This window comes from Acidovorax sp. ACV01 (assembly GCF_014851495.1).
GTDB classification, from domain to species: domain Bacteria; phylum Pseudomonadota; class Gammaproteobacteria; order Burkholderiales; family Burkholderiaceae_C; genus Acidovorax; species Acidovorax radicis.
Window position 1 is genome coordinate 1 of record NZ_JACUZT010000018.1, and the last position, 5857, is coordinate 5857.

Genomic DNA, 5857 nt, shown 5'->3' on the forward strand with positions numbered 1-5857 from the left:
CCCCTAAAACTAGTGCTATAGTCGAGGGCTTCGCTACTGAGGCGGTTCTGCAGAAATGCAGAGAGCTGGTTGTTCGGGTGGTGATGGGGCTGAGGCCTTGTTGCTGCAGGGGCTGAGAAGGTGGTGAAGAAAGTTTGGTTTTGAGTTGTAGGCGGTGTAAAAACCGGTATATAATTCAAGGCTTCGCTGAGTAGAGCAGGGTGTTGCAAGACACTGGGTTTGAAAGGTGGTGAAAACGAAAAAGTTTTCAAAAGTTTGACAGCTCTTCAAAAACTGTGCTAGAATTCAAGGCTCAGCTGATCGCAGCTAAGTCGGGAAAGCAAAGAAAGACTTCGGTCTTTGTGAGTGATCCGGTTCATTAAAAATATACAGCCGATAAGCGTGGGCGTTTGATGGCGAGTGCCAAGTTCTTTGGAACTAGTGCTTAGCACTACAAACGCTCATGAGAGAGAAGTGAAGTTCACTTCAATTCTTAATTATGAGTTGCTCGAAAGAGCGAAAAAAATCAAGATCGAACTGTAGAGTTTGATCCTGGCTCAGATTGAACGCTGGCGGCATGCCTTACACATGCAAGTCGAACGGTAACAGGTCTTCGGATGCTGACGAGTGGCGAACGGGTGAGTAATACATCGGAACGTGCCCGATCGTGGGGGATAACGGAGCGAAAGCTTTGCTAATACCGCATACGATCTACGGATGAAAGCAGGGGACCGCAAGGCCTTGCGCGGACGGAGCGGCCGATGGCAGATTAGGTAGTTGGTGGGATAAAAGCTTACCAAGCCGACGATCTGTAGCTGGTCTGAGAGGACGACCAGCCACACTGGGACTGAGACACGGCCCAGACTCCTACGGGAGGCAGCAGTGGGGAATTTTGGACAATGGGCGAAAGCCTGATCCAGCCATGCCGCGTGCAGGATGAAGGCCTTCGGGTTGTAAACTGCTTTTGTACGGAACGAAAAGACTCTGGTTAATACCTGGGGTCCATGACGGTACCGTAAGAATAAGCACCGGCTAACTACGTGCCAGCAGCCGCGGTAATACGTAGGGTGCAAGCGTTAATCGGAATTACTGGGCGTAAAGCGTGCGCAGGCGGTTATATAAGACAGATGTGAAATCCCCGGGCTCAACCTGGGAACTGCATTTGTGACTGTATAGCTAGAGTACGGTAGAGGGGGATGGAATTCCGCGTGTAGCAGTGAAATGCGTAGATATGCGGAGGAACACCGATGGCGAAGGCAATCCCCTGGACCTGTACTGACGCTCATGCACGAAAGCGTGGGGAGCAAACAGGATTAGATACCCTGGTAGTCCACGCCCTAAACGATGTCAACTGGTTGTTGGGTCTTCACTGACTCAGTAACGAAGCTAACGCGTGAAGTTGACCGCCTGGGGAGTACGGCCGCAAGGTTGAAACTCAAAGGAATTGACGGGGACCCGCACAAGCGGTGGATGATGTGGTTTAATTCGATGCAACGCGAAAAACCTTACCCACCTTTGACATGTACGGAATCCTTTAGAGATAGAGGAGTGCTCGAAAGAGAACCGTAACACAGGTGCTGCATGGCTGTCGTCAGCTCGTGTCGTGAGATGTTGGGTTAAGTCCCGCAACGAGCGCAACCCTTGTCATTAGTTGCTACATTTAGTTGGGCACTCTAATGAGACTGCCGGTGACAAACCGGAGGAAGGTGGGGATGACGTCAAGTCCTCATGGCCCTTATAGGTGGGGCTACACACGTCATACAATGGATGGTACAAAGGGTCGCCAACCCGCGAGGGGGAGCCAATCCCATAAAGCCATTCGTAGTCCGGATCGCAGTCTGCAACTCGACTGCGTGAAGTCGGAATCGCTAGTAATCGTGGATCAGAATGTCACGGTGAATACGTTCCCGGGTCTTGTACACACCGCCCGTCACACCATGGGAGCGGGTTCTGCCAGAAGTAGTTAGCCTAACCGCAAGGAGGGCGATTACCACGGCAGGGTTCGTGACTGGGGTGAAGTCGTAACAAGGTAGCCGTATCGGAAGGTGCGGCTGGATCACCTCCTTTCTGGAAAACTGCATTCAATATTGAACGCCCACACTTATCGGTTGTTGGAACAAGCTGCTGACTTGCGAAGTCATTCGCAAGGATGTGGAATGGGTCTGTAGCTCAGCTGGTTAGAGCACTGTGTTGATAACGCAGGGGTCGTTGGTTCGAGCCCAACTAGACCCACCAAATTCCAATGGACGGATAGCTGCAGAGAAATTTGCGGGGATGAAGACCGGATTGGGGGATTAGCTCAGCTGGGAGAGCACCTGCTTTGCAAGCAGGGGGTCGTCGGTTCGATCCCGTCATCCTCCACCAACAACAAATAGTGAGTAGAGATTACTCAACACCAAAGCGGCTTTGGATCAGAAATGATGCGAGGCTGTTTTGTTGTTGATCAATATCGATTGATCAATCGGCTGTTCTTTAAAAATTCATAGAGTCGAATCAGAGTTGCTAGCGGAAACTGCACATTCGTAAAGGTTTAGTGCAGACCGTGCCGCTAGCAACAAGAATTTTTGATTGCGTCAAAACGAATATTCAAACCTAGTTTGAAATTCTTAAGTAATACGATGACAACTCGAAAGGGTTGAAGTTGTTTACGGCATAACGCGTCAGGTGAAAGACCTGGCAAGTCCTTGAAAGATTAGACGGCGGTGTTTCGCAAGAAACGTCAAAGTTATAGGGTCAAGTGACTAAGAGCATGTGGTGGATGCCTTGGCGATTACAGGCGACGAAAGACGTGATAGCCTGCGATAAGCTTCGGGGAGCTGGCAAATAAGCTTTGATCCGGAGATTTCTGAATGGGGAAACCCACCTCGCAAGAGGTATCGCATGATGAATACATAGTCATGCGAGGCGAACCGGGTGAACTGAAACATCTCAGTAGCTCGAGGAAAAGACATCAACCGAGATTCCGAAAGTAGTGGCGAGCGAAATCGGAAGAGCCTTCTATTGATAGCACGACTGTTAGCAAAACGGAATGGAAAGTCCGGCCATAGCAGGTGATAGCCCTGTATGCGAAAACAGACGTGTGGTACTAAGGTAGAGACAAGTAGGGCGGGACACGAGAAATCCTGTCTGAATATGGGGGGACCATCCTCCAAGGCTAAATACTCGTAATCGACCGATAGTGAACCAGTACCGTGAGGGAAAGGCGAAAAGAACCCCGGGAGGGGAGTGAAATAGATCCTGAAACCGCATGCTTACAAAAAGTAGGAGCCCGCAAGGGTGACTGCGTACCTTTTGTATAATGGGTCAGCGACTTACATTCAGTGGCAAGGTTAACCGAATAGGGAAGCCGTAGAGAAATCGAGTCCGAATAGGGCGAATCAGTCGCTGGGTGTAGACCCGAAACCAAGTGATCTATCCATGGCCAGGATGAAGGTGCCGTAACAGGTACTGGAGGTCCGAACCGACTAGTGTTGCAAAACTAGCGGATGAGCTGTGGATAGGGGTGAAAGGCTAAACAAACTTGGAAATAGCTGGTTCTCTCCGAAAACTATTTAGGTAGTGCCTCAAGTATTACCGTCGGGGGTAGAGCACTGTTTAGGCTAGGGGGTCATGGCGACTTACCAAACCTATGCAAACTCCGAATACCGACGAGTACAGCTTGGGAGACAGAGCACCGGGTGCTAACGTCCGGACTCAAGAGGGAAACAACCCAGACCGCCAGCTAAGGTCCCTAAAATTGGCTAAGTGGGAAACGAAGTGGGAAGGCTAAAACAGTCAGGATGTTGGCTTAGAAGCAGCCATCATTTAAAGAAAGCGTAATAGCTCACTGATCGAGTCGTCCTGCGCGGAAGATGTAACGGGGCTAAGCCAGTTACCGAAGCTGCGGATTTGCAATTTATTGCAAGTGGTAGGAGAGCGTTCTGTAGGCCTGTGAAGGTGTCTGGTAACGGATGCTGGAGGTATCAGAAGTGCGAATGCTGACATGAGTAGCGTTAAAGGGGGTGAAAAGCCCCCTCGCCGTAAGCGCAAGGTTTTCTACGCAACGTTCATCGGCGTAGAGTGAGTCGGCCCCTAAGGCGAGGCAGAGATGCGTAGCTGATGGGAAACAGGTCAATATTCCTGTACCGATCAATAGTGCGATGTGGGGACGGAGAAGGTTAGCTCAGCCAACTGTTGGATATGTTGGTTCAAGCCTGTAGTCGTGCCTGGTAGGCAAATCCGCCGGGCTTAGATGAGGGGTGATAACGAGTCTGCTTGCAGACGAAGTGAGTGATACCCTGCTTCCAGGAAAAGCCACTAAGCTTCAGCTATTGACGACCGTACCGCAAACCGACACTGGTGCGCGAGATGAGTATTCTAAGGCGCTTGAGAGAACTCAGGAGAAGGAACTCGGCAAATTGATACCGTAACTTCGGGAGAAGGTATGCCCCAAGTAGGTGAACCTGTACAAGGCGAGCCCAACGGGGTTGCAAAAAATCGGTGGCTGCGACTGTTTAATAAAAACACAGCACTCTGCAAACACGAAAGTGGACGTATAGGGTGTGACGCCTGCCCGGTGCTGGAAGATTAAATGATGGGGTGCAAGCTCTTGATTGAAGTCCCAGTAAACGGCGGCCGTAACTATAACGGTCCTAAGGTAGCGAAATTCCTTGTCGGGTAAGTTCCGACCTGCACGAATGGCGTAACGATGGCCACACTGTCTCCTCCTGAGACTCAGCGAAGTTGAAATGTTTGTGATGATGCAATCTCCCCGCGGAAAGACGGAAAGACCCCATGAACCTTTACTGTAGCTTTGTATTGGACTTTGAACAGATCTGTGTAGGATAGGTGGGAGGCTTTGAAGTGAGGTCGCTAGATCTCATGGAGCCAACGTTGAAATACCACCCTGGTGTGTTTGAGGTTCTAACCTAGGTCCATTATCTGGATCGGGGACAGTGCATGGTAGGCAGTTTGACTGGGGCGGTCTCCTCCCAAAGCGTAACGGAGGAGTTCGAAGGTACGCTAGTTACGGTCGGACATCGTGACGATAGTGCAATGGCATAAGCGTGCTTAACTGCGAGACTGACAAGTCGAGCAGATGCGAAAGCAGGACATAGTGATCCGGTGGTTCTGTATGGAAGGGCCATCGCTCAACGGATAAAAGGTACTCTGGGGATAACAGGCTGATACCGCCCAAGAGTTCATATCGACGGCGGTGTTTGGCACCTCGATGTCGGCTCATCTCATCCTGGGGCTGTAGCCGGTCCCAAGGGTATGGCTGTTCGCCATTTAAAGAGGTACGTGAGCTGGGTTTAAAACGTCGTGAGACAGTTTGGTCCCTATCTTCCGTGGGCGCTGCAGATTTGAGGAAGCCTGCTCCTAGTACGAGAGGACCGGAGTGGACACACCTCTGGTGTATCGGTTGTCACGCCAGTGGCATTGCCGAGTAGCTAAGTGTGGAAGAGATAACCGCTGAAAGCATCTAAGCGGGAAACTCGTTTCAAGATGAGATCTGCCGGGGCCTTGAGCCCCCTAAAGAGTCGTTCAAGACCAGGACGTTGATAGGTCAGGTGTGGAAGCGCAGTAATGCGTTAAGCTAACTGATACTAATTGCTCGTGCGGCTTGACCCTATAACTTTGATAGCCAACACACGAAAGTGTGAAAAGCTCAAAGATTGTTATGCCAAGTTGACGCAGTCAAAAGACACAAAATCTGATTCCAAACTCTATGAATTCGCCAGGCTGTTCCATGAACAGCCCAGCACCAAGTTATGCCTGATGACCATAGCAAGTTGGTCCCACTCCTTCCCATCCCGAACAGGACAGTGAAACGACTTTGCGCCGATGATAGTGCGGGTTCCCGTGTGAAAGTAGGTCATCGTCAGGCTCTTACAGCCCA

The 5857-nt window shown here is 50.6% G+C and carries 1 protein-coding gene, 2 tRNA genes and 3 rRNA genes; 5 read left to right on the forward strand and 1 reads right to left on the reverse strand.

Annotated elements, in window-relative coordinates; genetic code table 11:
* On the reverse strand, nucleotides 1-251 hold a 251-nt coding region (locus tag IB243_RS27245; protein WP_225585423.1), incomplete at its 3' end, for a hypothetical protein.
* A gap of 262 nt (nucleotides 252-513) precedes the next feature.
* On the opposite strand from IB243_RS27245, the gene IB243_RS26920 reads away from it, so the two are divergent.
* The 5 genes from IB243_RS26920 to rrf all read left to right on the forward strand — a co-directional run bounded on the left by IB243_RS26920 (nucleotide 514) and on the right by rrf (nucleotide 5845).
* Nucleotides 514-2046, forward strand: a 16S ribosomal RNA gene (locus tag IB243_RS26920).
* Nucleotides 2047-2137: 91 nt separating this feature from the next.
* Nucleotides 2138-2214, forward strand: a tRNA-Ile gene (locus IB243_RS26925).
* A 53-nt stretch (nucleotides 2215-2267) separates the two neighbouring features.
* Nucleotides 2268-2343, forward strand: a tRNA-Ala gene (locus tag IB243_RS26930).
* 367 nt (nucleotides 2344-2710) lie between these two features.
* Nucleotides 2711-5589 (forward strand): 23S ribosomal RNA (locus tag IB243_RS26935).
* 143 nt (nucleotides 5590-5732) lie between these two features.
* A 5S ribosomal RNA gene (rrf, locus tag IB243_RS26940) occupies nucleotides 5733-5845 on the forward strand.
* The 16S, 23S and 5S rRNA genes sit together here with 2 tRNA genes alongside, the layout of an rRNA operon.
* Nucleotides 5846-5857 lie beyond the last annotated feature (12 nt).